Annotated in this window: 20 protein-coding genes, 3 tRNA genes and 2 pseudogenes; 10 read left to right on the top strand and 15 right to left on the bottom strand. The window is 42.9% G+C overall.

Annotated elements, in window-relative coordinates; genetic code table 11:
- Both bcp and EXU30_RS19910 read right to left on the bottom strand, forming a co-directional pair.
- Positions 1 to 468 (bottom strand): thioredoxin-dependent thiol peroxidase, encoded by a 468-nt coding sequence (bcp, locus tag EXU30_RS19905; protein WP_130603041.1) that lies wholly within the window; start codon positions 466 to 468, stop codon positions 1 to 3.
- 110 nt (positions 469 to 578) lie between these two features.
- Positions 579 to 1,115: a glycine cleavage system transcriptional repressor gene (locus EXU30_RS19910; RefSeq protein ID WP_130603043.1), complete on the bottom strand. Its 537-nt coding sequence runs from the start codon at positions 1,113 to 1,115 to the stop codon at positions 579 to 581.
- 296 nt (positions 1,116 to 1,411) lie between these two features.
- On the opposite strand from EXU30_RS19910, the gene dapA reads away from it, so the two are divergent.
- The 4 genes and pseudogenes from dapA (at position 1,412) to EXU30_RS19930 (ending at position 7,948) form a co-directional block, all read left to right on the top strand.
- Positions 1,412 to 2,296, top strand: coding sequence for a 4-hydroxy-tetrahydrodipicolinate synthase (gene dapA / locus EXU30_RS19915; protein WP_130603045.1), 885 nt, complete (start codon positions 1,412 to 1,414; stop codon positions 2,294 to 2,296).
- Positions 2,297 to 2,300: 4 nt separating this feature from the next.
- The gene (gene bamC / locus EXU30_RS19920) at positions 2,301 to 3,401 is read left to right on the top strand and encodes an outer membrane protein assembly factor BamC (protein WP_130603047.1); all 1,101 of its coding nucleotides are present in this window, start codon (positions 2,301 to 2,303) and stop codon (positions 3,399 to 3,401) included.
- 376 nt (positions 3,402 to 3,777) lie between these two features.
- A complete protein-coding gene (locus EXU30_RS19925; protein ID WP_130603049.1) occupies positions 3,778 to 4,860 on the top strand; it encodes an efflux RND transporter periplasmic adaptor subunit in 1,083 nt (360 codons plus the stop codon).
- Positions 4,857 to 7,948 (top strand): annotated as a pseudogene (locus EXU30_RS19930) (efflux RND transporter permease subunit). Before EXU30_RS19925 ends, EXU30_RS19930 begins: the two are co-directional and overlap by 4 nt.
- 336 nt (positions 7,949 to 8,284) lie before the next feature.
- On the opposite strand, the gene EXU30_RS19935 reads toward EXU30_RS19930, so the two are convergent.
- Both EXU30_RS19935 and fadE read right to left on the bottom strand, forming a co-directional pair.
- Entirely contained in the window at positions 8,285 to 8,710 is a 426-nt protein-coding gene (locus EXU30_RS19935; RefSeq protein ID WP_130603051.1) for a PaaI family thioesterase, read from the bottom strand.
- Positions 8,711 to 8,846: 136 nt separating this feature from the next.
- A complete protein-coding gene (gene fadE, locus EXU30_RS19940) occupies positions 8,847 to 11,306 on the bottom strand; it encodes an acyl-CoA dehydrogenase FadE (RefSeq protein WP_130603053.1) in 2,460 nt (819 codons plus the stop codon).
- Positions 11,307 to 11,543: 237 nt separating this feature from the next.
- Between fadE and EXU30_RS19945 the strand changes: the two genes are divergently transcribed.
- Positions 11,544 to 12,332, top strand: a complete 789-nt coding sequence (locus tag EXU30_RS19945) for a class II glutamine amidotransferase (protein ID WP_130603055.1) — start codon at positions 11,544 to 11,546, stop codon at positions 12,330 to 12,332.
- Here the strand turns inward: EXU30_RS19945 and EXU30_RS19950 are convergent.
- The 3 genes and pseudogenes from EXU30_RS19950 to trhA all read right to left on the bottom strand — a co-directional run bounded on the left by EXU30_RS19950 (position 12,306) and on the right by trhA (position 14,467).
- Positions 12,306 to 13,229 (bottom strand): DUF3108 domain-containing protein, encoded by a 924-nt coding sequence (locus tag EXU30_RS19950; protein ID WP_242620273.1) that lies wholly within the window; start codon positions 13,227 to 13,229, stop codon positions 12,306 to 12,308. The two genes, EXU30_RS19945 and EXU30_RS19950, sit on opposite strands and share 27 nt — an antisense overlap.
- 115 nt (positions 13,230 to 13,344) lie before the next feature.
- Positions 13,345 to 13,709 (bottom strand): annotated as a pseudogene (locus EXU30_RS19955) (MGMT family protein).
- A gap of 89 nt (positions 13,710 to 13,798) precedes the next feature.
- Entirely contained in the window at positions 13,799 to 14,467 is a 669-nt protein-coding gene (trhA, locus tag EXU30_RS19960) for a PAQR family membrane homeostasis protein TrhA (protein WP_130603057.1), read from the bottom strand.
- 287 nt (positions 14,468 to 14,754) lie between these two features.
- On the opposite strand from trhA, the gene EXU30_RS19965 reads away from it, so the two are divergent.
- Entirely contained in the window at positions 14,755 to 16,014 is a 1,260-nt protein-coding gene (locus EXU30_RS19965) for a hypothetical protein (RefSeq protein ID WP_130603059.1), read from the top strand.
- Positions 16,015 to 16,108: 94 nt separating this feature from the next.
- On the opposite strand, the gene rrtA is transcribed toward EXU30_RS19965, so the two are convergent.
- Positions 16,109 to 16,726: a rhombosortase gene (rrtA, locus tag EXU30_RS19970; RefSeq protein ID WP_130603061.1), complete on the bottom strand. Its 618-nt coding sequence runs from the start codon at positions 16,724 to 16,726 to the stop codon at positions 16,109 to 16,111.
- A gap of 65 nt (positions 16,727 to 16,791) precedes the next feature.
- On the bottom strand, positions 16,792 to 17,499 hold the full coding sequence (gene queC, locus EXU30_RS19975) for a 7-cyano-7-deazaguanine synthase QueC (RefSeq protein WP_130603063.1): 708 nt from the start codon (positions 17,497 to 17,499) through the stop codon (positions 16,792 to 16,794).
- A gap of 187 nt (positions 17,500 to 17,686) precedes the next feature.
- On the opposite strand from queC, the gene queE reads away from it, so the two are divergent.
- Entirely contained in the window at positions 17,687 to 18,358 is a 672-nt protein-coding gene (gene queE / locus EXU30_RS19980) for a 7-carboxy-7-deazaguanine synthase QueE (protein ID WP_130603065.1), read from the top strand.
- A 175-nt stretch (positions 18,359 to 18,533) separates the two neighbouring features.
- Here queE and EXU30_RS19985 read toward each other — a convergent pair whose 3' ends face one another.
- From EXU30_RS19985 to EXU30_RS20000, 4 genes are all read right to left on the bottom strand, one after another.
- Positions 18,534 to 19,607, bottom strand: a complete 1,074-nt coding sequence (locus EXU30_RS19985; RefSeq protein ID WP_130603067.1) for a PLP-dependent cysteine synthase family protein — start codon at positions 19,605 to 19,607, stop codon at positions 18,534 to 18,536.
- Positions 19,608 to 19,913: 306 nt separating this feature from the next.
- Positions 19,914 to 19,998 (bottom strand) — tRNA-Tyr (locus EXU30_RS19990).
- An 87-nt stretch (positions 19,999 to 20,085) separates the two neighbouring features.
- Positions 20,086 to 20,170, bottom strand: a tRNA-Tyr gene (locus EXU30_RS19995).
- A gap of 30 nt (positions 20,171 to 20,200) precedes the next feature.
- Positions 20,201 to 20,285 (bottom strand) — tRNA-Tyr (locus EXU30_RS20000).
- 126 nt (positions 20,286 to 20,411) lie between these two features.
- Here EXU30_RS20000 and EXU30_RS20005 point away from each other — a divergent pair.
- The 3 genes from EXU30_RS20005 to EXU30_RS20015 all read left to right on the top strand — a co-directional run bounded on the left by EXU30_RS20005 (position 20,412) and on the right by EXU30_RS20015 (position 23,772).
- Positions 20,412 to 20,924, top strand: a complete 513-nt coding sequence (locus EXU30_RS20005; RefSeq protein ID WP_130603069.1) for a VC2046/SO_2500 family protein — start codon at positions 20,412 to 20,414, stop codon at positions 20,922 to 20,924.
- 93 nt (positions 20,925 to 21,017) lie between these two features.
- Positions 21,018 to 21,302 (top strand): DUF406 family protein, encoded by a 285-nt coding sequence (locus EXU30_RS20010; RefSeq protein WP_130603071.1) that lies wholly within the window; start codon positions 21,018 to 21,020, stop codon positions 21,300 to 21,302.
- Positions 21,303 to 21,507: 205 nt separating this feature from the next.
- Positions 21,508 to 23,772, top strand: a complete 2,265-nt coding sequence (locus EXU30_RS20015; protein ID WP_130603073.1) for a putative bifunctional diguanylate cyclase/phosphodiesterase — start codon at positions 21,508 to 21,510, stop codon at positions 23,770 to 23,772.
- A gap of 107 nt (positions 23,773 to 23,879) precedes the next feature.
- Here the strand turns inward: EXU30_RS20015 and EXU30_RS20020 are convergent, their stop codons facing one another.
- A complete protein-coding gene (locus EXU30_RS20020; protein ID WP_130603075.1) occupies positions 23,880 to 24,338 on the bottom strand; it encodes a YchJ family protein in 459 nt (152 codons plus the stop codon).
- Positions 24,339 to 24,411: 73 nt separating this feature from the next.
- The gene (locus tag EXU30_RS20025) at positions 24,412 to 25,074 is read right to left on the bottom strand and encodes a YybH family protein (RefSeq protein ID WP_242620275.1); all 663 of its coding nucleotides are present in this window, start codon (positions 25,072 to 25,074) and stop codon (positions 24,412 to 24,414) included.
- Positions 25,075 to 25,125 lie beyond the last annotated feature (51 nt).

The following is a 25,125-nucleotide window of genomic DNA, read 5'->3' on the forward strand; positions in this document are numbered from 1 at the left end:
TCAGCCATTCACAGTATCAAGCAGCACCTGGTGATGCTCTTTGGTTTTAAATTTGTTGATAAAGTGACTGACTTTACCGTCAGTGCCGATAACAAAGCTTAGGCGGTGGATACCATCGTATACCTTACCCATGAACTTCTTCTCGCCCCACACGCCAAATGCGTCTGCTATAGCGTGGTCTTCATCACTTAGCAGGTGGAAGTTAAGTTCTTGCTTATCTGAGAACTTTAATAGCTTGGCAACTGGATCTGGGCTAATACCTAATACCGTCATGTTTAAACCGTCAAGATCAGCTTTAATATCACGTAGACCCTGAGCTTGAACCGTACAGCCAGGCGTAGAAGCCTTTGGGTAGAAATAAACTAAAACTGGTCCCGAGTTTAAGCACTCTTGTAATGAAACTGCTTGGTCATATTGATTTTGCAAGGTAAACATAGGTGCATTATCACCAACATTTAAAGTATTCATATTACGTCCACTGTGTTATTAAGTTCTAAAAATAGCTTTAAAACTAGCTTTGAAAAAATAGGTCGTTAATAAAGGATATGTGCGATTAAGCATGCCTTTTAATTATTACACTAAGGAGCGGCAATACCTTGCATACGTTTGATTGTGCACTCAAGGCTAAGCTGCTCAGCAAGCTGTTTAATACTGACTTCGAGTTTGGCTAGATCAACTTTTTCTGGAATGTTAATCGATAACAAAATCGTCTGGGTATTAAGGTCGCTATCATCATCGGCATGAGAGCGCACGGCTGCTAGGTCAAGAGAGCGGTCGGCCAAGAATTGGGTAATGGTATTCATGGTTCCGCGTTGATCTTCACCGTTAAAGGCAACTTCAATTCGAGAAATGTAATTCTGTGGTGTGTGCTTAGAGGTGCGTTTCATCACCGTCATTAAGTCTAATTCAACACTGAGGCTGGGCAGGGTGGTTTCAATCTTGGTAATGGACGACCAAGAGCCTGACACCATCATAATAAGGGTAAATTCATTACCAAATAGCGCCATGCGGCTATCGACAATATCACAATCACATTCGCTTACTAGGCGTGAAAGTTTTCCGACAAGGCCAGGGCGATCGGCGCCCATGGCTGTCACGACCAGATAGTTGGTCATAATCTATCCCCATTTCGGTAGCACTCATGCCACCGCTGTTAGCTGCAAATAATTCAATGATGGCGATATTAACACAAGTAACTAGCCAGCGATTAAGCTAAGGTAAAATTTATCGCAATTTGGCTAACGATTAGACGATTTGCCTGAGTTAAACCCATTTCGGTTAACCAGTTAAATTAAAGGTTATTTAGATATTGCAAACAGATTAACCTATTTTATGTTTCAGTGACCCAAACGCTTGTCATTGCTTGGCTGCAACAGTAACATAGCCTGTCCTTAAACCTTGGGGAGCTTAGATGATAAACGGAAGCATCGTAGCCTTAATCACTCCTATGAATAGTGATGGCACAGTAGATTATGAAAGCCTGCAAAGACTGGTTGAGTTTCATATTGAACAAGGCACTGATGCCATTGTAGCAGTTGGTACCACAGGTGAGTCTGCCACCTTACCTACAAAAGAACATGTAGAAGTCGTTCGCCAAACAGTTAAGTTCGCCGCTGGTCGCATTCCAGTTATTGGCGGAAATGGCGCGAATGCCACAGCAGAAGCAATTGAGTTAACCCAATCAATGCAAGATTCCGGCGTTGTCGCCATGCTTGGCGTGACCCCTTATTACAACAAACCATCTCCAAAGGGGTTGATTGCGCATTACACTGCTGTTGCTGACAGCACTGACATTCCGCAAATCCTATACAACGTGCCAGGCCGTACTTCAGTCGATATGTTGCCTGAAACCATTGCTGAACTGGCTAAGCATCCAAATATTATTGGTGTCAAAGAGGCAACGGGAGATTTAAGCCGTGTTGCGCAACTTCGCAACCTTTGCGGCGATGACTTTAAACTATACAGTGGCGACGATGCTACCGCATGTGAGTTTTTAACATTAGGTGGCAATGGTGTGATTTCGGTAGCCAATAACATTGTACCTAACTTGTTTAAAAAGATGTGCGATGCGGCAATTGCTGGCAACGTGGAACAGGCTAAACAAGCCGATAGTCATATGCGCGGTATATATCAGTCACTCTTTTCTGAAGCCAACCCAATCCCAGTAAAATGGGCGGTTCATCGTATGGGATTAATACAATCTGGCCATATTCGTTTACCTTTGACTGAACTTTCTGATGAGTTTCATGGTCTGTTGTTAGAAACAATGCAACAAGCGCAAATTAAGGTGCAATAAATTGATGATAAAAAAAGCCACCCCAGTTGTATTACTTCTGGCCGTTACAGCATGCAGCACGCCAATCGAGCGTCGTCAGGTAAACGGCACGGAAGATTATATTAATGCATCTACGCAGCCGTTATTGACCATACCTGAAGGGCTTGATACCCCAAGGTACAGCGAAGAATACCAGGTTCCTGAAATTGGTAAGCAAGCGCAAAATAGCCCACTGGGTAAGCAGCTTGATATTCGTCCGCCATTGCAGGTATTGCCGATGGCTGAAGGTACTCGTGTGGAAGAAGGCTCTGACAATATTAAAATTGTGGTTGAGTCAATCGATAATCAAACCAATCTTAAACAAGAAATTTACGATGACGTCGTTGCTTACTTGAACAAGAAATCTATTGCTATTCGCTCACAGGATTTTGATTCCGGTGTGGTCGAAACCGACTGGATTGAAACCAGTGAAGTGGTTGAAACGAGCCTATGGGGTAGCGATAAAGAGTATGTATTACGTCAGCGCTACATGTTTACGGTTGATGTTAAACCTCATGGCCGTACAGGCGATTTGAAAATTGATCTTATCGAACATGAAGAAGTGTTCGATGAAGAAATTCAACAAATCTTGCTTACTAGCGATGACAAGCGCCGTTACACGATTGACATGTTAAACAATGCCATTGCTTACGTCAGTGTGAATCGTGAGAAAGCACTACGTGAAGCTCGCATTAAGCGCAGTTTAGGTATTCAGCTTGAGTTAGTTAACCCAACTGAAGACGAAGGTGCTTACTGGATGGCGCATGCGCCATTTGAAAATGCATGGGATCGTCTGCGTATTGTGCTTCCTGAGATGGGTTTTGAAATTATCGACATGGACAAATCTAAGGGCCTTTACTATATCAGCCTTGACGATTCCGGTGGTTTCTGGAGCTCGTTGTGGGGCGATGACGCGTTGGAACTAGACAAAGGTAATTACCGCCTAGTGCTAGAAGAGGCAAATGAAACAGATAAAACTAAGTTGATGTTTAGAACTGTTGATAATGAACCTGTTGACGACGGTGCAATTGTTGAGGTTTACGACAAATTGGCTGAGTTAATGGAAGAAGACCGTAAGGTTCGTTAGCCAAGCACAATTTAGTTGGGCAGTGACTAAAATGAAACTGAACTAGTTTTAGAATAAGGTCAATCGCTCATAAAACAATAAAGGCTCCAAAAGGAGCCTTTTTTATTGCAACATAAAGTATCAACACTCCGTTCTATATATCATTTTGTAATACTTTTTATTTGTTATATGAAACAAACATGAAAGTATTTTAATCCCATTAAAACAGCAGCTTAAGCTAGCCTTAATCGTTATGTCTTTAACTATCTTTACATAAATGTGTTGTGTGATTTTTATTTGTAAACAAAAGTTAAACTGCCTTGATCTAAGCTTAGGCATTATCAAATAATGTATCCTTCAAAATTCCATCTCTATGTGCGTTGTTAGGTTAGGACAAATGAACAAAATTATAATAACTATTTTAGCCGCAGCTGCCGCTGTGTTTGCGTATCAACAATTTGATACCAAGCAGGCAGAAATTAAGCGGCCTAAACCCATTCCTAATGTTGTTGTAGCCAACGCTAAAATGATGCAGGTTCGCGATGAAGTTGAGGCACTTGGCACTGCAAAAGCGTCCGAGTCTATTTCAGTTACCGCTAAGGTGAGTGAAGTAATCACTGCTCTAAATTTTGATGATGGCGATCTGGTCAAGCAAGGTCAGCTATTAGTGCAACTGCAAGATACTGAGCAACAGGCGAAAGTACGTGAGGCTAAAGTAGCGTTGCAAGAATATATGCGTGAGTTTGATCGTATTAGTTCACTTGTTTTAAGCAAGACAGTGGCTGAAACAGAGCGAGATAGCCTGCAGAGTAAAATCGATGCAGCAAGAGCGAGCTTAGATCAAGCGACGTCGAATGTGGCAGACAGGAAAATTGTTGCGCCTTTTTCTGGTCGTCTGGGTTTACGTAATGTGAGCCTAGGTAGCTTTGTGACTCCTTCAGAGCAAATTACAACGCTAGATGACGTGACTAAGATTAAGCTCGATTTTTCGGTGCCGGAGCGTTTTATTCAAGACTTACAAGAAGGTAAGCAAATCATTGCTGAAACAGTCGCATTTCCCGATAAAATCTTTAAAGGCACAGTGACCAGTATTGATAGTCGAATTAACCCAACCACACGCGCCGTAACAGTGCGCGCAATCGTACCAAATGACGACTACAAGTTAATTCCTGGCATGTTGATGAAGGTCAACTTAATCAAGCAAAGTCGTGAAGCTTTGCTGCTACCAGAGTCTGCGATTATTCCTATACAGAATAAGCACTATGTTTATCTGGTAAATAACGAGAACAAAGTAGAGCGAGTAGCTGTGTCACTTGGTTTGCGCACTCGTGGGTGGGTAGAAATTATCGACGGTATCCAAGTGGGCGATCCTGTGATTATTCGCGGTATTTTAAAAGTGCGTCCTGGCGCTGAAGTGACCCCTGAAGAAGCTGAGCGTTTTCACTTTGCATTAAAAGGTAATGTGGAGAGCGCAGTATGATCCTCACTGATACCTCAGTTAAACGCCCGGTATTCGCTTCAGTTTTAAGTATCTTATTAATTATCATCGGTTTGGTTTCATTTCAGAAGCTGCCGCTGCGTGAATACCCAAACATCGACCCGCCGATAGTATCAATTGATACCAGCTATCGTGGAGCCAGTGCATCTGTTGTAGAAAGTCGTATTACCCAGCTGGTGGAAGACAGGATTAGCGGGATTGAAGGTATTAAGCATATTAGCTCACAGAGCCGCGATGGTCGATCATCTGTCACGCTCCAGTTTGATATTAGCCGTGATATTGAAGCTGCAACCAATGACGTGCGCGACCGAGTATCAAGCTTACTTGATAACCTCCCAGATGAAGCTGAGCCGCCTGAAGTTCGCAAGGCTAACAGTGGTGATGAAGTGATCATGTGGCTTAATTTAGTGTCTAATCAAATGACCACACTTGAGCTCACTGACTATGCTAGACGTTACTTGGTTGACCGTTTTTCAGTCGTAGATGGCGTAGCAAATATTCGCTTAGGCGGCGGTAAAGTTTATGCGATGCGCATTTGGATTGACCGCCAAGCGTTGGCTTCTCGTAACCTTACTGTGATGGACGTCGAAAGCGCGCTGCGCTCAGAAAACGTCGAGTTACCCGCAGGTTCAGTTGAGTCTAAAGAACGTCACTTTACTGTTAGGGTTGACCGTAGTTTCTTGACTGAAAATGACTTTGAAAACTTGGTAATTACCCAAGGTGAAGACGGTTACCTGGTAAGACTAGGTGATGTTGCCAAAGTTGAAATCGGCTCAGAAGAAGATCGTATTATGTTTAGAGGTAACACTGAGGCCATGATTGGTCTCGGTGTGTCTAAGCAATCTACCGCTAATACCCTTGATGTTGCTCGCGCTGCTAACGCGCTTGTTAGCCAGATCAATCCGACCTTACCCGAAGGCATGGAGATTAAGCGCTCGTACGATAGTTCAGTATTTATTGAGGCATCTATTAATGAGGTTTATAACACGCTAATCATTGCGATGGTGCTGGTTATTGTGGTGATCTATTTGTTCTTAGGCAGCGTTCGCGCCATGCTAATCCCGGCGTTAACGGTGCCGGTTTCGTTGCTTGCAACCTTTATCGTGCTATATGCTCTTGGTTACACCATTAACCTGCTGACATTGTTGGCGATGATCCTCGCTATCGGCATGGTAGTGGATGATGCAATTGTAATGCTTGAAAACATTCACCGCAGAATTGAACTCGGTGATACACCACTTAAGGCTGCGTTTTTAGGCGCCCGAGAAGTCGCATTTGCCGTTATCGCAACAACCTTAGTGTTGATATCGGTGTTTATGCCGATCACTTTCCTTGAGGGTGATTTAGGCAAACTGTTTAAAGAGTTCGCGGTAGCAATGAGCGCAGCGGTGATGTTCTCAAGTATTGTGGCGTTGACGCTGAGCCCTATGATGTGTTCAAAGCTACTCAAGAAAGAGCAAACACCTCCTTGGCTGGTGCGCCAAGTTGACAGCATCATGGCCAAGCTTAGTCAGGTATACCTAAAGTCGCTGAAAGCTGCGATTAATAAACCGCTGTTAGTAGTCATCATGGTTTTAGGTGCCTTTAGTTTAAGCGGGTATCTCCTTAAGCAAGTTCCTGAAGAGTTTGCACCTCAGGAAGACCGTGGTTCAATGTTCTTGTTCGTCAATGGGCCTCAAGGTGCAAGCTACGAGTACATTGAACAGTACATGGACGAAATTGAAGGCCGGTTAATGCCTTTGGTTGAAGCCGGTGATATCAAACGCCTACTTATTCGCGCGCCGCGTGGATTTGGCACAGCTGCTAACTTCTCTAATGGTATGGCCATTATAGTGTTAGAAGACTGGAGCGTGCGCCGACCAGCACAAGAGATCATTGCCGATATCCGTGGTCGTATTAGTGATTTAGCTGGGGTGAGGGCGTTTCCAATCATGCGCCAAGCATTTGGTCGCGGTATCGGCAAACCTGTGCAGTTCGTGCTTGGGGGCCAAGTTATGAAGAGCTAGCCAGCTGGCGCGATATCATGATTGAAAAGGCCAAAGACAACCCTAAGCTCGTGGGTTTAGATCATGACTACAAAGAGACTAAGCCTCAGCTAAGAGTCGTCATTGATAAAGATCGTGCGGCTGATCTGGGAGTATCTATTTCACATATCGGTCGAACCTTAGAAACCATGTTAGGTTCCAAGCTGGTTACCACCTTTATGCGCGATGGTGAAGAATATGACGTGATAGTGGAAGGTAATCGTGATAATCAAAATACTGCCACAGACATGGAAAACATCTATGTGCGCTCAGATAGAACCAGCGAGCTTATTCCATTGTCAAACCTGGTGAGTATTGAAGAGTTTGCCGATGCTGAAACATTAAACCGCTACAACCGCATGCGTTCTATTACGCTAGAGGCCAATTTGGCTGATGGTTACACACTAGGTGAAGCGTTGAATTACTTGAACGACCTAGCGCATACGTATTTACCAGCCGAAGCGGATATCAGTTATAAAGGGCAATCACTTGATTACCAGGATTCTGGATCGTCAATGACCTTTGTATTTGCATTAGCGTTAGGTGTGGTATTTCTGGTTCTAGCAGCGCAGTTTGAGTCTTATATTCATCCTGCGATTATCATGCTGACAGTCCCGTTAGCGACACTTGGCGCGCTCATTGGTTTGTGGATCACCGATCAAAGTATCAATATCTATAGTCAAATTGGTATTATCATGCTCGTTGGTCTGGCAGCTAAAAACGGTATCTTGATTGTAGAGTTTGCCAATCAGCTTCGCGACAAAGGGGTTGAGTTTCAACAAGCGATTCTTGAAGCATCAAGCCAACGTTTACGCCCAATTCTAATGACAGGTATCACCACTGCAGCAGGTTCTATCCCTCTAGTGCTTTCTGAAGGCGCGGGCAGTGAAACACGCTTTGTGATTGGTGTTGTTGTGTTGTCAGGAATTTTATTGGCAACCTTCTTTACCTTGCTGGTTATTCCAGTGACATATAGCTTATTCGCAAGAAACAGCAGCTCGCCACAAGCAGTTGCAAATCAGCTGGAGAAAGAGCTACAACAATAAAACTGACTAATTAAAAGTTACTTGCAGCGAACAAAAAATGGCTAGTCAGACGACTAGCCATTTTTATTAGTAGATATATTAATACGTATTACGAAACAAGGCAGCGGTTCATGGCTGCCGCATGTTGATTGATTATCAGTCATGCACTAAGGGTTAACGAACTTTGATTGCACAAGACGCCGTAAAATCATCCCCTATAGTTACGTTAGCGGCTCCGCTTTAGCATCCCTGTTAAAGAGGCTTGCTTACTCAAAGCTCATTAATCCCATAAGAAAACGCGTGATTAAAGTTTATGATCTCGCCCTGGGCGTTGGTTTGCCTTACATAATAGTACGGCTAACTTTCATGAGTTTTAACTAAGCAGCTACAGGTCGCTGTTGCCAATAACTTGCCTTGCTCATCTTTTAACGTGGCATGGGATATTGCTAAAGATTTAGATAAATTCTGCAGTTCACCTTGGGCGAAAATGAGCTTACCTTTTGGAACAGGGCGCACCATTTTTACTTGCAAATCTATGGTGGCATAGCTTTGATTGTCAGCTAATGCACTGTGCACAGCGCATGCTGTTGCTGAATCAAGCACTGTGGCAGCAAAACCGCCATGTACACCGCCCATTGGGTTTAAATGGCGCTCATCTGCAGTGGCTTCAAACACCACCATGCCGGTCTCTACTTTCACTAATGCCATGGGCAAGGTTTGGCTCATTGTCGGTGGCGGTATCTTTCCTACCATCATGGCTTGCATTGCTTGTAATCCGGTCATACTAGTTTCCTTCGATTCTTGCTCTATTAACTTAAATTGATTTATTTTTAGTTGTTCATTGGGTTTAGCTTCAAGCAAATAAAAAGGGTAAAGCGTTAACTTTACCCTTGAATGTGTGCATTAAAGCGAGCTTTGATTAAGCAGCTTGCTCAGTCGATGTTAGCTTTACTTCATTCGCTTTTAGCGCATCTGAGTCAAAGTCATCAACGTTGATCGTCTTCATGCGGCCAATCTCGGCACGTTGCAGTAATTCAATTTCAGCTTCGCTTAGTACACCTAGCGCTTTGCCTTCTTCAGCAACTTTATCTAACCACATAAATGGCAGACGTTTACCGGCTGCTTTACAAACTTTGTCGTATAGCGGCTCTGCAGCAAGGATGTCTTTAAAGGTTTGCTCTTGAACACCAACAGCATTGTTTTCAACTGCAGCCCAGTATTGACCTTCACCAATACGATCGCGAGTAGCAGAAGGTGTTTGTAAAATCTTAGCAACTTTATGATCTAGGATATCGCCAGGACGCTTAACAGGGCGACCAAATGGCAACATAACAAAGCGCAGTACTTTACCTAATCCCATTGGGAAGTTGTCCAGTAGGTCATCTAACGAATCTTGTAGTTTATACAGACCATCTTCACATGCCCATTGAACTAGTGGTAAGTCTTCTTTAATACGACCTTCGTCTTCATAACGCTTAAGCGTTGCAGATACTAGGTATAACTGACTTAGTAAATCGCCTAAACGTGCGGAGATACGCTCTTTACGCTTAAGGTTACCACCAAGTGTTGCCATCGCTAAGTCAGACAGCAGTGCTAGGTTGGCACTAAAACGGTTCATGTGCTGATAGTAACGCTTAGTCTTATCTGAATATGGCGAATTAGACAGACGAGCACTGGTTAAGCCTAACCAGAAGCTACGGATAAAGTTAGATGTTGCGAATCCGATATGGCCAAAGATTGCTGAATCGAAGTTAGCTAAACCGCGAGCTGCGTCTTTATCAAATGCAGATTCCATTTCAGCAAGTACATATGGGTGACAACGAATCGCACCTTGACCATAGATGATCATTGAGCGAGTCAAAATGTTCGCACCTTCAACTGTAATTGCAATCGGAGCAGCTTGGTAGCCACGGCCTAGATAGTTGCTAGGGCCAAGACAAACACCTTTACCACCGTGAATATCCATTGCATCAATCACACATTTTTGCATGCGATCGGTTAAGTGATACTTAACGATTGCTGAAATTACTGATGGTTTTTCGCCAAGGTCGATACCTGTAGTTGTTAGGCTGGTCACTGCATCCATAAGGTAAGCATTACCACCGATGCGCGCCATTGGCTCTTCAATACCTTCAAGTTTACCAATTGGTAATTTGAACTGACGGCGAATGCGTGAGTATGCACCAGTTGCCAATGCAGCAGTTTTAACGCCACCAGCAGAGTTAGATGGAAGGGTAATACCTCGACCGACTGATAGACATTCAACTAGCATTCTCCAACCTTGGCCTGCCATTTCTGGGCCACCAATGATGAAGCTTAATGGAACGAATACTTCGTTACCGCGAGTAGGACCGTTTTGGAACATACAGTTAAGCGGGAAGTGACGACGGCCAGTTTCAACACCAGGAATATCTGTAGGGATAAGAGCACAAGTAATACCTAAGTCTTCCTCACCGCCAAGTAAGCCTTCTGGGTCACGAAGTTTAAATGCAAGACCGAGTACGGTAGCAACTGGCGCAAGGGTAATGTAACGCTTGTTCCAGGTTAGTTTCATACCAAGCACTTCTTCGCCTTGGAACTCACCTTTACATACCACACCGAAATCTGGGATAGCGCCAGCATCACTACCAGCTTCTGGGCTAGTAAGGGCAAAACAAGGTACTTCTAAACCTTTGGCTAGACGAGGTAAGTAGTGGTCTTGTTGCTCTGGGGTACCATAGTGTTGTAATAGCTCACCAGGACCTAAAGAGTTTGGTACACCTACGGTTGAAGCAAGCTCACTGCTTACACCAGCAAGCTTTTGTAGCACGCGAGATTGTGCGTAAGCTGAATATTCTAAGCCACCGTATTTCTTCTTGATGATCATGGCGAAGAAGCCATTATCTTTCAGGTACTGCCAAATGTCAGCAGGTAAGTCTGCTAGCTCGTGTGACACCTGGTGCTGGTTAAGCATGGCGCAGACTTCTTCAACAGGGCCATCTAAGAAAGCTTGTTCTTCAGCAGTTAGGCGTGCTTTAGGATAGTTGTGGAGTTTTTGCCAGTTAGGGTTACCAGCAAAAAGATCGGCTTCCCACCAAGTCGTACCAGCTTCAATGGCTTCTTTTTCAGTCGAAGACATTTCAGGCATGATGCCGCGGTACACTTTAAGTAAAGGGCGACTAATAACATTTTGACGGAATGATTTGATGTTAAGCGGCAGTGCAATAACAAGAAACACAATCCAAGCTAAGTTATGAACGATATCTAACGCACTACCTGCAGCCATAACAATTGCCGCAGCAATTGCCGCAGCAATTGTTGTAGTAAATAGCGATACCCTCAGGTATGCCATGGCACCAAGTACTGCGATCATTCCGATGATCCATAGTAGGGTGGTCACTTTACTTCTCCTTAAATACCCAATTTAAGATTGGGAAGACTTTTTGAATGATTATTGTCACAAGTCGCTAATGAGGTCAGACCTGTATCACATAAAATTAAACCTAAGTGTGATCGAATACAAGTAATTTTCAAACAATTGTTTAAATTTTTGTTTGATTTGATTATTTATCCTATTAAACCAAAGAGGTAAAATGTCAGCAGAATAGGCTTTTGCGACAAGTTTTAAGGTGAAAAAATGTGCGAATTATTAGCCATGAGCGCTAACGTTCCGACTGATATTGTGTTTAGTTTTACTGGATTAGCCGAGCGCGGTGGCGTGACAGGACCTCATATTGATGGTTGGGGGATTACCTTTTATGAAGGTAAAGGCAGCCGCACGTTTAAAGATGCTAAACCTAGCAGCGAGTCGCATATTGCGCAGTTGATCAAATCATACCCGATCAAAAGTGAAACCGTCGTTAGCCATATCCGTCAGGCGAATCGTGGTGGCGTTTCGCTAGAAAATACCCATCCTTTTACCCGCGAATTGTGGGGGCGTTACTGGACTTATGCGCATAATGGCCAGTTAAGTAACTATGAAGAAAAGTTCGTCACAAGGCGATTTAAAGCCGTCGGTGATACCGACAGTGAACAAGCGTTTTGCTGGATAATGGATAAAGTGGTGCATCGCTTTGGTGATGTTGCGCCGCAGAGTATGAGCGATGTGTTTGCTTATATCGCGACACTTGCTGATGAAATTCGCGAGCTTGGTGTATTTAATATGATACTCAGTGATGGCAATGACTTAATGTTTTATTGCAGTAACAACTTAAGTTACATCACCCGTAAAGCGCCATTTGGTAAAGCGAAATTGATTGATACTGATGTGGTTATTGATTTCAAAAAAGAAACCACGCCAAATGACGTGGTAACTGTGATTGCTACAAGACCGCTTACCGACAATGAAGACTGGTACATACTCAAGCCTGGTGAGTGGAAAGTGTTCCGCAAAGGCATCTTAATGTTCGGTAGCGAGTCGCTTTAGCTCTTCTAATTCACTTGTGTCGTTTTCCTGTTGCATCCATTCCAATGCCTTTTTGGTTTGCTCAGGATCACTACCATCAATTATCGCAGTGGTCATTGGTGGTAGCGGCGCATCAAACTGATAACTTGCAAGTTGAATATCTAATTGTTTACTGCCTTTTGAGAAGTGGCTTAAACGCACAGGTAAGTAGGCTAAATCTTTGGCCATCCAAAAAAAGGTTTGTCTCTTGCTGCTGTCGCGTACAACTTCAATTTTGACCGTGTCGTATGTGCCGCTATCTAGCGTGACCTTCTCATCGGCTACAACACGAAAAGAGTAGTCGTCTACTTCCATGTCCTTGACCATTTTAAAAGCAAGTGGCCTTTTATTCGCTGCTAAGTCCATTCTAAATTGCAGCTGCACCATTAAAGGATCAAAAAGCTCTTCTTTGTAATCAAGCTTTATTGCGTCAGACTTATATATGGTATGAACATATTGCTCGTTCTTTAAGAACAAGGTTTGTTCTTCATAGTCACTACCTGTGCCTGTACGTTCATGTGAGTAGCGATAAGGTGTGAGTCGGCCGTCTTCAACTAGAAACTCGCTCTCAATTTTACGCTCGTCAGACAGCATCAACAGACCTACTTCACTATCGAAGTGATACTTATAATAGTTCGAATCTGTTTTAGGTAGCGTATAGTGAGCATCACCAAGCTCAAAACTGCCATAGAACACTTTATAGCTTGCTGTATGTGGCGTTAATGGCGACATGATTGCCGCACGAGCAGCTTTGGTGAAGGCGATGTGCTGCGCTGGTGCTGTCTCAACCTGACTCGATTGCTCTATTGGGCTAGCGCCTTGCTCTGTATGAACTGCGGATTCAATGGCTTGTGAATTAGCTAGTGTGAGCGAGCTCACAAGGCTAAGTGTTAAAGCGCTAAGCGAAAATCTATGAATCAAAGTTAAGTACCTATTTATGAAGTCAACATATCAACCGATTTAGTCACCTAAGTTAGTTCCCTAAAGTAGTCATCTAAAACGGCAGACTGAGTACCAGAGTGGCCATATCGGGCTTCCACAAGAACTCAGATAATGAAATCTTACCAGTGTTTACTGTGACTCCGTCAAGCCTTAATAGTTCGACTTGATGCGCGAAGGCGCTTGATTGCTTATTTATTGAAATCTTGCCCTGGCTATTTATCACTCTATGCCAGGGCAAATTGAGGTGTGAAGGTGCTTGTTTAAGTGCTTTAGATACAAGACGTGCACGACCGGGCAATCCCGCGTAGTCCGCGACGAGCCCGTAGGTTAACACTTTTCCCGCGGGATCAGTGACACTATGTATTGAATACGCTCGATAGATGTGAGCTTTGCTGTTGGTTGCAAGGTTAGTGGCATCAATTAAATTTCGTTAATCGAGCATAACAAACAGCACTTGCGTTGACGAGCCGGTTAGTTTTAACCCAAACGCGTGAACTCCGAGATTGCTAAATAATTAGATAGATGCAGGCAAATTGGCTATAAGCGCCAGCAAGAACGAACAAGTGCCAAATTGCATGGTTATAAGGAATGCGTTTATTAACGTAGAAGATGACGCCTAAGCTATAAAGCATGCCGCCAAGTAATAACAAGCTAAACTCTGGCACACTGAGCGCGTTATAGAGTTGACCCATTACCAATAAGCACAACCAACCCATAATTAAGTACAAGGTCACGCTAAATGCTTTAAAACGCCCAATAAACAGGGTTTTAAATACTATGCCACCTGCAGTAAGTAGCCAGATGGCTAGCAACACCCAATAACCTGACTCACTTGATAGGGCAATCAGCATAAGTGGGGTATACGTACCTGCAATCAAGGTATAAATGGCGCAGTGATCTGCCATTTTGAAGCGTTTTTGCCACAATTCACTTTTGCTTGAGTGATAAAGGGTTGAAGCGAGAAACAAGCAGATGAGCGATAAACCGTAAGTGATAATGCCAGCAATTTGTATCGAGTTTAAATCTGCAGGTTTAAGTAGCATAGCAACAAGTGCAAATACGCCCAGCACCACGCCTAAGCCGTGGGTTAGTGCATTTAAGCGTTCTTCTTTATCACTGTATTGTGAATGCGCTGGCGGATAATAACCGACGATTGTTGACTGCTTGACTGACATTGATATTCGCTTGAAATCTTTTTGGTTGGACCAGTGTAACAGCATCAAAAAAACAAATCTACAGCTAACATGTGTTAGCTGAATTTTGCTTTGTTGGAATTAGGTCTATCAGATCTGGTTGTTTAACTTGTATCCACTGTTGTTTAAACGTTCCCAAACAACCCTTCCTTTAAATGCTCCCTTACGTGAATCATTACCTTGGTTGCTTTAAATTGAACTATTAACAAATTATTAACTCTATAGATTGCCAATAGTGTTAAGCCATTTATTTAAAAGATAGCTCATCTATGTACCCTAAACGTTCAGTCCCATCGAATATTCATGAGCACAACTTAGGCCGTTTTGATGTCGTTCTAGACTCAAAGCTCGATGTGAATGTTAGCCTGAACATGGACGAGCTAAGCTATGAGTTGGAAATTAACTGGCCTTGTGAGTGCGATGAACAAGTCGATGTTTTTGGTATGGATATAACAGCAAGGGTGCTAAGCTCTGATAATGCTACTGATAACGCCGAAACATCACAGGTTCTATTTGCTAATGAGTACTCAGGATGCGAATTTATAGCGAGTAAGGAACATGAATTAAAGCGGCCTTCAACTGATGCAAGGCTAGGGTATTGGCATCGCTCGATAAAGCCTTTTTATCAAGTGTTAATGATATCGCTACTTGCACATGTCTTGCTTTTTGTTAGCTTACAAATGCTAAATCAGCATCAAGTCGATCAAAAAGTTGACTACTTTATTGCCAACCAGCAACGTAATGATGATTCTATTGGGCTAACACGTGTTAGCTTAATGTCTGTAGCCGATCTAGCGCTGTTGAATAACAATCCTAAATTTAGGCAACCATTAGATCCTGCACTTTTGCCCGCATCTGTTGAAGTACAGCCCTCTAAAACATCAGGCTTGCCTCAAGCTAATCACCAGCACAAGCAAGGTGATAAAGTAAGAGATAAGTACGCGCGCTCCGATCTACAAACACAGCAACAAGAACAGCAACTAAAAGAGCAACAAGCTCAGAACGCAGTACAGAAAAGCATCAACCATGAACAAAAGCCTTCAAAGCTACCTAAAGCTAGCCAAGTTTTGATGATGAATAAGAACCCTGCTTCCAATATGCCGAAGGCTAAGACGCTTTCACCTAAGTTGTTTGATTCGATTGCATCTACACACGCTAAGGCGGCGTATGGTGAGGTAATCGATAATGCTGCCCGATCGTTAAACACGCAAAGCCTAATGGATAAATGGGCTAACAACTCGCAAAAGTTAAACGCAATTACCCCTCAGCCAAACCAGGTGGTCGAGGCAGTGCTACCTGAGGCCCACGATGTAGATTATCACACCTATGATCATCAATTTGATCCCATGCGAGTGGTGCGCAAGGGAGATTACTGTTATCGAGAGGTAGATTTAGCGACTCAAATTAACCCTCACCAAAAGGGATTAGGTTTCGCTAAATTTTGTGGAGAAGATGAGCAAAAGAAACAGTTAGAACTGTCGTTAGAAAAGCGGATTTCGCAGATTAAAAACAAAAGCACCGCGAACTAAGGTTAGCGGTACTTGTTATACTTTTTAGAGTAAGTGCAAATTCTAAATTGACGCCAAAATTAACCAGGTAAAAACTTAATCAGCTGCTTATACGCTATCTGTTTCTTCGCTTAAACCTATTGGCCAAAGGTAGCCAAAATAGCCCAATTGCGATGCCTACAAATAATCCGACAAAGTGTGACTCTGTCGCTACTCTAGCCTCAATCAAGCTCGACATGCCTTGAAGCGAGCCAAAATACTGCTCATACATGACTTTCATGATCACACCAATCAATAATAAATAGCCAGAGCGAAAACCTTTACGCACATCCATAATGGCACCAAAGGCAAACAAGCCGTGAAGAATGCCACTCAAACCGACAAAACCATTTAAATCGGGATAAAGGAAAAACAGCCCAACGCCTTCAAACAAACACAAGCTAAAAATCAATAACACTAACTTTTCAACGTGATGCTTGTAATGGATCTCGTGTAAAAACACGATGATCCACAAGCCTGCGAGATTCATCAGTAAGTGCCACAAATTGGTATGCAGAAAATTACCCGTGACTAAACGCCAAACCTGCCAAAATTCAATTTTGTCGCGGCGATAGGCCAGGGTGTTACTGACATCAAAGCCAAAATTTGCGATATCCATAGCGAATAGCACAATACATATCAAACTGGTCAATATAAGAACATGATATGGGCTAGCGCCTTTATCGCCTAACATAGTTTTTATTCCTTACATCCTTGATATTGTTAAGTATAGCTTAGAAATAACGTTAGCTAGTCGGTCTAAAGTTGACTCTTTTGCTTACTATTTAAACGCTCCATTACTTGTTCACGGTTATCTTTGTACTCTTCAATACCGCGCGTACGCAAGTGGCAAGCAGGGCAATCACCGCATCCATAGCCTTTAATACCGTTATAGCAGGTGAGAGTTTCGTGCTCGACCAATTCGAGTTGGCCATACTTATCTGCTAACGCCCAGGTTTCTGCTTTATCAAGCCACATTAACGGCGTGTCAATGGTTATTGGCTTGTCCATACCCAGTGCAAGGCTTGACTGCATTGATTGAATAAACTCATTGCGGCAATCAGGGTAGCCTGAAAAGTCGGTTTCACACACGCCAGTGATAATGACATCACAACCTAATTGGTAAGCGTAAATACCAGCCAAGGTTAAAAATAAAATATTACGCCCAGGTACGAACGTATTAGGCAGCCCGTTGTTCATCACTTCATTTGATACAGGAATGGCATCTCGTGTTAGCGCAGATGCGGCAAGTTCGTTTAGTAAGCCAACATCCATTACCTTGTGCGAGGCCAAATTTAGCTTGTTTGCGAGTTCTTTAGCGATCTCGATTTCTTGGCGGTGACGTTGACCATAATCAAATGTAATGCCATGTACTTGGTCATACTTAGCTAATGCTTGAATTAGACATGTCGTAGAGTCCTGGCCACCACTGAATACGACCAACGCTGAGTTAACTGATTTGCTCATGATTTACTTACCTAATTAAACTTGTTACCAAGTTTATATTAGTTTGATGCTTAATCCTAAGCAGACTATGCGATTGGGCTAAATTTTACCGAAACACTGATTTAAATAGCCCGAAAACTTGCACCTAGTTACGCTTTACACTATAACTGCCCACCCAACAACGCGATTAAACAATTTGAGTAGTAGCATGACGCAATATCCAGTGAATGAAGTCTTTGAAACGATCCAAGGTGAGGGCATGTTTACCGGTGTGCCAGCACTGTTTGTTCGTCTACAAGGGTGTCCAGTGGGATGCGCATGGTGCGACACCAAACATACTTGGGAGCTTGAAGAAAACAACAAAGTCGACCCTGCTCAGGTAATTCAAGTTGATGGCGTAATCGGGCGTTGGAGTGAGCTATCAGCTCAAGACTTAATTGATGCGTTTATTGCAAAGGGCTTTACCGCAAAGCATGTAGTCATCACTGGTGGCGAGCCATGTATGTACGACTTAACTGATCTTACGACTGTGCTTAATGCAGCAGGGTACCAAACTCAGATAGAAACGAGTGGTACGTTTGAAGTTAAGTGTCACATTGATACCTGGGTGACGGTATCACCGAAAGTGAACATGAAAGGTGGCATGGAAGTGCTTGAGCAAGCACTAATTAGAGCGAACGAAATTAAACACCCGGTTGCCACAGATAAACACATTGACGAGCTAGACCAATTATTAGCGCCAATCAATATTGAAGGCAAAACCATTTGCTTACAGCCGATTAGTCAAAAGCCGCGTGCAACTGAGCTTGCAATGGCAACGTGTATTGCACGAAATTGGCGCTTGTCAGTACAGACCCACAAGTATCTAAATATTGATTAGTTAGCTCGGAGTTAATTCTCGCTGTATTAACTCAGGTTTTCAACTTGTGCCTAATTGAACCAAGCAGCAATAAAAAAGCCATTCGTATGAATGGCTTTTTTAGTGTTGAAACAATGGTTTTATATCAAGTATTATAAAATAATGGCTTTGCAGCTTAGATATTATTGCCTAGGTACTACTGGCAGCTATCTTCAATCAAGCCTGATTCATCAAACTTATTCAATACTTGCTGGAAGTGCTTAAAGCAGCCGATATTGTCTGCTATCCAGCTGTCATTGTAATAGGTATCTAGGTAACGCTCGCCAGAATCACACAGCAGGGTAACGATAGAACCTGTTTCGTCTTTTTCTTGCATTTGGCTTGCTAGTGTCAACGCGCCATAAAGGTTTGTTCCTGTCGATGCGCCTGTTTTACGGCCTATTAGCTTTTCTAGCCATTGGATGGTGGCAATTGACGCCGCATCCGGGATTTTCATCATGGTATCTACGACGCCAGGAATAAATGATGGCTCAACCCGTGGGCGACCAATACCTTCAATTCTGCTGCCTTTGTCACCGGTAATCGTTACATCACCCGTTTGGTAATAGTCGTAAAAGACAGAATTTTCCGGGTCTACTACACATAGTTGGCTGTTTAGCTGTTGGTAGCGAATATAGCGTCCAATTGTTGCCGATGTGCCGCCTGTGCCAGGGCTCATTACCACCCATTTAGGAATAGGGTTTGGCTCACGTTTCATTTGGTTAAAAATCGAGTCGGCAATATTGTTGTTACCACGCCAGTCAGTTGCTCGTTCGGCATAAGTAAACTGATCCATATAGTGTCCATTTAGCTCTGCTGCTAGGCGCTCTGATTCGGCATAAATTTGGTCACCTGTATCAACAAAATGGCACTTGCCACCATAAAACTCAATTTGCTCAATCTTTTTCTTCGCGGTCGACTTTGGCATCACAGCAATAAACGGTAAACCTAATAGGCGAGAAAAGTAAGCTTCTGATACAGCAGTGCTGCCTGACGAAGATTCAATAATAGTGGTGCCTTGTTTAATTTTACCGTTACACAGGGCGTACAAAAAAAGTGAGCGTGCTAAACGATGTTTTAAGCTACCAGTTGGGTGGGTGCTTTCATCTTTAAGGTAGATATCAATACCCTTTAGTTGCGGCAAATCTAGCTTAATTAAATGAGTGTCGGCTGAGCGTTGATAATCAGCTTCAATTTTTGCAATAGCACTGTTGATCCAAGAGGTAGACATAATAAGCTCGGTTAGTTATTGATGCCTAGAGCATAAACAACACTGCGCAGCGAACCAAGCTTTGGTTTGCAATGAGTATTCAATTGACGGAATAAAGGGCGTAAATGTTAATTCACATCACCTAGGCTTAATGACTTAATCATAATTTATGATACAAGGTAACATTTATATGGCGGGTAAATGTGGTTTAGCGGTTTCGCTTGGAATTAAGACAACCGTGTAAAGCGCAGCACAGAGCAGTTGAACTACTGGGATTTGCAAGTTACTAATGAAGTCAGAATGTTTATTGAGGGTAAAAAAGAAAAGTGGTGGAGGGAGAAGGATTCGAACCTTCGAAGGCTGAGCCGTCAGATTTACAGTCTGATCCCTTTGGCCACTCGGGAACCCCTCCACTGAACTAATAAGCAAGACACTTACTAGTGTTGTTTATAAACTATTAGCCACAATAGTTATTGTAAGTGATCATAGCACCGATAAATGGTGGAGGGAGAAGGATTCGAACCTTCGAAGGCTGAGCCGTCAGATTTACAGTCTGATCCCTTTGGCCACTCGGGAACCCCTCCACGAACGGTCTATTTATCACTTGTGCAAAATGGTGGAGGGAGAAGGATTCGAACCTTCGAAGGCTGAGCCGTCAGATTTACAGTCTGATCCCTTTGGCCACTCGGGAACCCCTCCTCAATTTGCGGACGCCATAGTAGTCACAATGGGTCAGCATGTAAAGTCAAAAAATCAAAAAAAACCTCAAGTATTGGCTCGTTTGGTCGATTATCTATCAATAGATGCAATAGATGATGTTTTTATATGCAAATTGAGTCAGCTTTAGTCAACGAATTACATTTAGGCACGCGCTTAAATCAAGATATTCACCAAAACCAACGTGGTGACTTTGGCTTGATATTAGCGATGCTGTCTGTTGACGCACGCGACATGGCTCAATTTGAACTAGAAAAACATCTGTCGCTCGATCAAAAGTTAGCCAAGGAACTGCAATTACCGCCAAAGCAACCTTTACTGCATGACCTTTCACAGCAATCTGATGTTGTCGATCATGCCCATGTGTTCCAGCAACAAGGGCAAAGCCAATTTAATCTATCGCAAGCATTATTACCTGAACCCCAAGTGATAAGAGGTGAAAACGATTTAGACATGCAGCTGTGCTTGTCCAATTGTAGCCACTTAACGCAACTTAAGCATAAAGGGCAGCAGAATAGTGCACTGGGGAATGGAGCAGAGGTTAATTTAGCTGCAATTAACTATGTCAGTGAGATTGAGCAGCAACGTACGATGGCTAAATGCATACAGGTAGCCGCATAGCAGCTTAGTATTAAGCTTGATTTGTGAAGCACTTAGCGATATCAAGTTCGATTCTTAGTTATGATTAACCTTTAGTTGATTAAAGAGGTTCATATGGTTAAGAAAATTATTGAGCAGCAAGGTAATGTAAATGATAGCTGCCCGGAGTGTGGTAGCTTTGTCGATATCGGTGCAGTCATCGACGAGCACGATTGTGTACTTACTATTAAAAGTAGTAGCGATAAAATTCAGGAGCTAGAGCAAATAGTAGAGAAAGCTAAACAGAGATTTAGCAATGTAGAGGTAAATTATACTCATACGGGTGATGGCGAGTCGGTAGATATCGTGTTTGATGTAGCCGCAGAGAAGATGATTTTTCAATTGGAGAATCAACTGTAACTAGCGAAGTTACATTTATTAACATGTACTTAGTGGTTACAAATTGCGCCTAGCGTTAGTGTTATGTTATCTTGGTGTCATAAAAAAGTATTACAAAACGCGCTATTTTACCGTTAATAATTTCTCCCTACGTGCAAACATTAGTCGTCGTCTCTAAGAAGTTTGTCAGAGACAGGATGTAAAGCATGTTGTTTTCGGGATACCAATGAATCGACAAGAACATCAGCACTTGTTGGAATTAATTGTAAATTCCAGTGCTAAACAGCAAGGTAACTTTGCTCTTACCGCTGAATTAGTATGTCAGCAACTACGGGAGTATTGCCAGGTAACACAAGTCTTTGTGTGGCTGTTTGATCAACCCGTAGTTAATAGCTCCATTTTAGAGCAGCCAAAACGTAGTGAACAAAACTACTATCAACTTGTGGCACATGCCCATGGTGATAGCGATTTGTTCAATGACTACGCAAGTCATCGTAAACTCGCGCGTACTAACCAAGAGTATGTCGACGAATTACGCTTGCATCGTTACATCCAAACAGACGATGCGCAAAATCATCCGTTACTCACCCAGTTATCAAGCTATTATCAGGCAGCCAATATTGTCTCTGTGCTCGATGTTGCAATTCGTATTAATGGCCATATTGAAGGCATATTGTCGATCGAGCACATTGCAGCTAAGCAATGGCCAATCGATGATCTGCAATTTATTATTCAGTGTGCGGATCAATTAGCACTTACCCTTGCCACTCGATATTCCTATGATAAATCCGAGCGAATTAACCTGCTTCGTAGTGCAGTAGAGCACTCTGAGCATGTGGTGATGGTGGTGAGCTTAGAAAACGGTGTGATTGAGTATGTCAATCGAGCTCATGAAGAAATGAGCGGTTTGAAGCGCGAGCAGGTACTCAAAAGTACCGTGATGCAATTAGATGTGTTTCGCAACAACTTGCAGCTGCTAGATCTTATGCTCAACAAGCTCAAACATGGTCAGACTGTAAAAGGTGATACCCAATTGATTAGGCGTGATGGTAAGCCACAATCTGTGCATTATCACGTATCACCATTTAATACTGAATTAGGCAACTTGTATGCACTGGTGAATTGTTATGATAATTCTACAGAGCTTGAGCATAAAGCTGATCTTGAGCGACTTGCCTGGCAATGTGGTTTAACCGGGCTACACAATCGCGCCTACTTTAAAAACCAGTTAGCTAATGCCAACAAAGGCTATTTGCTAGTCATTGACCTAATTGGCTTTAAGCGCTTTAACGATACCAATGGACATGAAGTGGGTGACAAGCTGCTCGTTGAAATCGCCCGCCGCTTAAAACACTTTGCCAGTGCCAATAACGCTATTGATGCCGCTCGTATCGGTAGTGATGAATTTGCGATTATCTTGCCTGTACAAGAAAGTCCGCAATATGCCGAGTTTCTGTTTACTAAACTCTATGATTCTTTATTGCTGCCTTCGGTTATTGCGAGACAAAAAATTGAGCCTAAAGCAGCTGTGGCTGTGGTGGATTTAACCATTGTCGTTGGCAGTCATGCTCCACTAAGTTGTGCTGATATTGCGCTGCAATACGCAAAACGTAAATCTACAAAACATATTCAGTACTTCAATCAGGAATTGTTGAGTCAATACGACAATAACATTGAAATCGAACGTGACTTAAAAGCAGCAATTCGTGGACGTCAGTTTGAGCTTTATTATCAGCCACTCAAAGACCTACAGCAGGGTGGTTACATCGGTGCTGAAGCGTTGATCCGTTGGAATCATCCGCGCAAAGGTGTGGTTTATCCAGGCTCATTTATCGATATCGCTGAGCAATCAGGCCAGATCAATGCCATTGGTGAGTGGGTACTCGAAGCCGCCTGTAAACAGCTAAATTTATGGCAACATACAAATGTCGATATTCGTATGCACGTGAATGTTGCTGCGCGCCAGTTTTTTAGTGACAACCTATACGAGCAAGTATGGACCTTGCTGACTCGTTATCGGATTAAACCTCACACGCTAATTTTAGAAATTACCGAAACTGAGCTAATGGGAGATGTGCGCTATGCAACCATGCTATGCCATCAGTTAACAGAGCTTGGTGTTGGACTCGCGATTGATGACTTTGGTACTGGTTACAGCTCGATGAAGTACCTCAAACAGTTCCCGATCACTAAGCTTAAAATCGATCGCTCATTCATTATGGACATCAACCATAACTACGAGAGCAGAGAGATTGTGAGTGCGATTATCGCTATGGCTAAGGCGTTAAATTTATCACTCACTGCAGAAGGGATTGAAACGCCAGAACAACAACAGTTCCTCGTTGATAATGGCTGTGATCATGCCCAGGGCTATTTATACAGTAAACCTGTACGTGAAAATGAATTTAGGCAGTTCTTAAGCCAGGTCAATGACAATGTCATAGCCCCTAGTGAGCCGTTAAGTAATATGGCTGTGATGGCGTCAATATAGTTTATCTAGACTGAATGCTGTGAAGTTACGCCGCTGACAGTTTGGTGCTTATAGCGGCGCTTTTTTAGTGGTGTTGATTTAGCCGAGATTTTGCCTCTGACTCTAAGTTAAAGCGTTAAGGCACAACACTTCTTGAATTTCTTGCCGCTATTGCAAATACACATGTCGTTGCGTTTAGGTAACTTTGCTTCAAATTGCTCGCCCGTAGTATATAGCCAGATACCATCACGCTTTATAAAGTCTGAGCACTCATAAATCGCATCAAAGCCGCAGTCAATTTGATACCAGGCTTTAAAAGTGACCTTGGCAGTGTCTGCGCGCTCAATTGCTGATTCAACTTGCAAACCAACCCAGTTTGCTGAGTTTTCAGCAAGTTGCTCTTTTGTTAGCCCGCTAGCAAATTCGCTGGCATGGGTATCTATTAAATATTGATATTCAGCTTTGACAAAGGCGCAATAGCGCGAGCGCATAAGTTTTTCTGCGGTTTCAGCGACGCGTTGTTTTAAGTGTAATGGTTGGCAGCAATCTTGATAATTGTGATTACTGCCACAAGGACATAAAGACATGATAAAGACTCAATATATTCGATAATAGGCTAGGGCAAACCGACTTTGAACGTCTATTTATAGTTGGTATTGATTAGTGTTGCTCATTGGCATTTGCCGCCTGATCTTCATCTTTGTATTGATCTTGGCGCGGTGTCGGTGTTTCGTCTTGTTTATAAGATTGTTGCTCAATAAACTGACGACCAAAATACAAGTTTGCCGCTGGTTTGGCATTGTAATACAAATCGGCTTGCGATCGCGTATTAGCATCAACCGCTAAATACCAATTGCCACTTTCATCAAGTTCGTAATTATTGATAAATTTGCCCGCAAATTCGCTAACTGGCTCACCAGACTCTTTTGCTGGATGGAAACGCACGATGTAATAGCCGACATCAATGGCACTTTGAGGACGTAGGCGTCGCTCGATGACTCTAAAATCCACTTCGAGCGTGGCTTTCTTGCGAGTGATTTTGTCGAAAAAGCTCTGGTATAGCTTCAAGATCTTCGACTTGCCTTGCACTATCTCATCGTTTCGGCTTTCAGAAATAAATACCGCATCATTGGCGTAGATGGAAGTGAGTGATTTGGTATCAAGCTGCTCGAACGCACTTTGAAACTCACTGAGCTTTGTGTTCAGTTGTGAATTGATGTCTTGCTGCACGTCTGCAATTTCTTTTGCAATAGCTAAGTGACTGAAACTCGAAAACATCAAAGTGACGATGACAATAAGTTGGAACGGTTGAATGATAGCCATTCAGATTAAACTCTCTTATATTTTGTTTGCGAAGCCGATAATTATTAGGGT

The organism is Shewanella maritima (genome assembly GCF_004295345.1).
GTDB classification, from domain to species: domain Bacteria; phylum Pseudomonadota; class Gammaproteobacteria; order Enterobacterales; family Shewanellaceae; genus Shewanella; species Shewanella maritima.

Excerpts from the sequence above, each read along its gene's own strand:
- bcp (WP_130603041.1), bottom strand. The coding sequence starts at position 468 with ATGAATACTTTAAATGTTGGTGATAATGCACCTATGTTTACCTTGCAA.
- EXU30_RS19910 (WP_130603043.1), bottom strand. The coding sequence starts at position 1,115 with ATGACCAACTATCTGGTCGTGACAGCCATGGGCGCCGATCGCCCTGGC.
- dapA (WP_130603045.1), top strand. The coding sequence starts at position 1,412 with ATGATAAACGGAAGCATCGTAGCCTTAATCACTCCTATGAATAGTGAT.
- bamC (WP_130603047.1), top strand. The coding sequence starts at position 2,301 with ATGATAAAAAAAGCCACCCCAGTTGTATTACTTCTGGCCGTTACAGCA.
- EXU30_RS19925 (WP_130603049.1), top strand. The coding sequence starts at position 3,778 with ATGAACAAAATTATAATAACTATTTTAGCCGCAGCTGCCGCTGTGTTT.
- EXU30_RS19935 (WP_130603051.1), bottom strand. The coding sequence starts at position 8,710 with ATGACCGGATTACAAGCAATGCAAGCCATGATGGTAGGAAAGATACCG.
- EXU30_RS19945 (WP_130603055.1), top strand. The coding sequence starts at position 11,544 with ATGTGCGAATTATTAGCCATGAGCGCTAACGTTCCGACTGATATTGTG.
- trhA (WP_130603057.1), bottom strand. The coding sequence starts at position 14,467 with ATGTCAGTCAAGCAGTCAACAATCGTCGGTTATTATCCGCCAGCGCAT.
- EXU30_RS19965 (WP_130603059.1), top strand. The coding sequence starts at position 14,755 with ATGTACCCTAAACGTTCAGTCCCATCGAATATTCATGAGCACAACTTA.
- rrtA (WP_130603061.1), bottom strand. The coding sequence starts at position 16,726 with ATGTTAGGCGATAAAGGCGCTAGCCCATATCATGTTCTTATATTGACC.
- queC (WP_130603063.1), bottom strand. The coding sequence starts at position 17,499 with ATGAGCAAATCAGTTAACTCAGCGTTGGTCGTATTCAGTGGTGGCCAG.
- queE (WP_130603065.1), top strand. The coding sequence starts at position 17,687 with ATGACGCAATATCCAGTGAATGAAGTCTTTGAAACGATCCAAGGTGAG.
- EXU30_RS19985 (WP_130603067.1), bottom strand. The coding sequence starts at position 19,607 with ATGTCTACCTCTTGGATCAACAGTGCTATTGCAAAAATTGAAGCTGAT.
- EXU30_RS20005 (WP_130603069.1), top strand. The coding sequence starts at position 20,412 with ATGCAAATTGAGTCAGCTTTAGTCAACGAATTACATTTAGGCACGCGC.
- EXU30_RS20010 (WP_130603071.1), top strand. The coding sequence starts at position 21,018 with ATGGTTAAGAAAATTATTGAGCAGCAAGGTAATGTAAATGATAGCTGC.
- EXU30_RS20015 (WP_130603073.1), top strand. The coding sequence starts at position 21,508 with ATGAATCGACAAGAACATCAGCACTTGTTGGAATTAATTGTAAATTCC.
- EXU30_RS20020 (WP_130603075.1), bottom strand. The coding sequence starts at position 24,338 with ATGTCTTTATGTCCTTGTGGCAGTAATCACAATTATCAAGATTGCTGC.
- EXU30_RS20025 (WP_242620275.1), bottom strand. The coding sequence starts at position 25,074 with ATGGCTATCATTCAACCGTTCCAACTTATTGTCATCGTCACTTTGATG.